Below are 2,751 nucleotides of genomic sequence, written 5' to 3' on the forward strand. Positions count from 1 at the left end.
CTGAGCTTGCCGAGCCAGTGAGAAGAACGCTTGACTCAATCCCCCCGCGAGGCGTCACCTTTTCTCGTTTTCAGCTGAAGGGAGCCGTGAATGAGTTGATTGAAGACATCGACTCTGAAAAGGTGATGTTGATGAATCTGAACGAGGAACTCTACTTGGCCAAGAAACCCAAGAAGTTCAGGGAACTCGCGTGGGGGCTGCCAGCACCTTCTCCGGAGCATCTCACAAAGCAGGGGCTGGACTTGATGGGATTCGCAAAGAACCATTTTCCGCCCAGTTTCCATGAGAATTGGTCTTAGGGAGTACGAGACACTTTCATCCCTCTCCCCACTCCTTGCCATCCTTCCCACGTAACATCGGGAGCTCCTGCGGTGGGACACAGGGAGGTCAAGGGTTGTGAAGCACAATGCTGTAGGACACTCGCAGGTGTCTCCCAGCAAGCCACTCTGCAAGCCTCACCTTCTCTCGTTCCTAGATCTTCGAGATGCTTTGCTCTCGTCATCACCGTTCTTCGACGCGTATCCAAGGAATGGTTCACTTCTATCCCAGAAACCCACACCGATGACCACATTCCAAGTTCGGCCCGCTTCCTTATGTTCGGCAATGATGGCTGGCCTTCCCTCAATGACACCTTTGGTGTCAAACGGGAAGGATGATGTTGTGTTCACCTGATGGGACGACTGGTGAATTTGCTAACAGGGATGCACACCATCGATGTCTCAACTTGCCGTTGCCAGGTTGTGGACAAGAGGATGGTTGCAGGCGAGCAGGAGAGCGATCTCAGACGGGAGAGCCAAGGTGCGCTAGTCTCAAGAGAAGAAGAGTGGAGCATCCAGAATCGCTCCGAGAGATCTCGCACATCTCTTGATGAGGTCTCCGCCCAAGGTCATGCCCAGCGGCAAATGCATCACTCGGCAAAGCAAGAGAAATGAGAGGAGGCAAAGAGAGATGACCAAGGTTAGCGAAGAGGAAATCGGATATTGGCGAAGTATGAGAAGATACGGGTATAGCTACGACGCAATAGCCCGAAAGTCGTGGGAAAGATTCAAAGTGAGGCGAAGCAAGTCGACCATTTTCAAATACACCCATGATGTCGACGAGATGCTGGAAGACGAATCGCTTCAGTGGAACCTACCGAGGTTCACGGTGTCCAAAAGGACAAGACTGCGAGCAGCCGGTCTCGTCGAAAGGTTCGACATGGACTTGGATGACATACTGGAGCAGTGTCTCGACTCCTTTGAGCTCATGCGTGAGAACAACTTGGACTTCGGGGACCTGATGCAGATCCGAGAGTTCCTGGAGAAGCTGGAGAAGGAGAGAAAGAGTGCAGGAATCGTCATTTGGATCCTGGACCTGGTCGACTATCTGGAGAAAGTGGGAATAGACACAGACGATTTCTCCGAGATGAGGGAATCCCTTGAGGAGATCCTGTCACTGAACCTCAGCAAGGATGTGGTCAGTCACATTCCGGAGATATTCAGGGAACTGAGCAAGTTCAAGTTGATGGCGGAGGACCTCTCTTGGATTCTGAGTGCCATCAATAACGTGGCAGAATTCGGCCTTTCCGAGGATGCGGTATTGCTACTCATAAAGGAACTCGACCGCATAAAAAGGTCAGGGAAGTCCTGGGAGGAGGCTTGCATCGACTTGATAAACCGTGTGGATGCCAAACTCGACCTCGAGAGGGCTTCAGAGGAGGCAGCGGAGGAGTTGAAGTCCAAAAGGGAATCCATTGTGGATATCCAGAGGAGGGAGTCCGATGCACGAAAGAGCATGGGAGCGACAATCGCAATGCTCAGTGAGAAGAGGAGCGTCATCGGAAGACAGATTCGAGAGGCCCACGTGAAGCTTCAAGAGCTGAACAAAGAGATAGACGTCACAGCGAAGACCCTCGAAATGCTCGAGGAGAAGGCGTTGGATGTTGAGGCTCGAGTTCGGGAAGGATTGCAGGAATTGGATCGGATCACTCAGGAGGTCAGCGAGAAGAAGGAATGGCTCAAGGAGAACGGGGAACAAGTCGACAGGGCGAGGGGGTTCCTTGATTTCGTCGCCGCGGAATCAAGAACCAACAGGGTGAGGCTCTTGGCCTTTGCGCAAGCTTTGGTTCAGGCCTGCATGAATCCGCGGGCGGGCCGGAGCCACAGAGACCTTATGAACGCCTACTCGAAGAACGTCCAGGAGGAGGTCTACAACATCACGGCAAGATCCACTGGCCACATTGTGGAATTCTATGCACAGGAAACAAAACTGATGTATATCAAAGCAACCCAAAAGCTCCTGGAACAGCGAATCAAGGACCTTGAGCGGGAGAATGCCACCCTGAGGTCAAAGTTCAGGTCCGCAAAGGTCTGAGCTTCTCTTCACGGGATGCCGTTTCTGTGTGTAATGGGAGGGAATTCCAAGCCTCTTTCCTTCTGGGTCGAGTGGAACTTCTGGCCTGATGGGCGGTCTTACTGTTGACCACACGGACTGGGGGGAATCGCTGAGTTCAGAAAGCCTGCCGAGGAGGGTCCTGCCGCGTTGCTCAGCGGATCTTGTGATGGCCTCTGCGGCAAACGAACGCCAAGGACATCAGGATATTCTCATCACGTTCTCGTGTATTCTCGGTCCGTTTCCGGTGTTCTCGATACACCGCAATAACACCTCTCTCAGAGTCCCTTCTTGCTGGATACCATCCCTCGATCTCCAAACTGGTGTTACAGACCGTGTTCGAAGGTGGCGTTCTCGGTCTACAAGAGCAGATGACCCAGA

At 52.7% G+C, this 2,751-nt stretch carries 2 protein-coding genes; both read left to right on the forward strand.

The features are described 5' to 3' along the window. The coding region (locus tag LN415_09720) for a hypothetical protein (protein ID MCJ2557363.1) at positions 1-299 on the forward strand (299 nt) is incomplete at its 5' end. A gap of 802 nt (positions 300-1,101) precedes the next feature. Further along, positions 1,102-2,352: a hypothetical protein gene (locus tag LN415_09725; GenBank protein MCJ2557364.1), complete on the forward strand. Its 1,251-nt coding sequence runs from the start codon at positions 1,102-1,104 to the stop codon at positions 2,350-2,352. The last annotated feature ends 399 nt before the right edge of the window (positions 2,353-2,751 follow it).

Source organism: Candidatus Thermoplasmatota archaeon (assembly GCA_022848865.1).
GTDB lineage: Archaea > Thermoplasmatota > Thermoplasmata > RBG-16-68-12 > JAGMCJ01 > JAGMCJ01.

Coding starts and splice junctions, on each gene's coding strand:
- LN415_09725 (MCJ2557364.1), top strand. CDS start 1,102: ATGCTGGAAGACGAATCGCTTCAGTGGAACCTACCGAGGTTCACGGTG.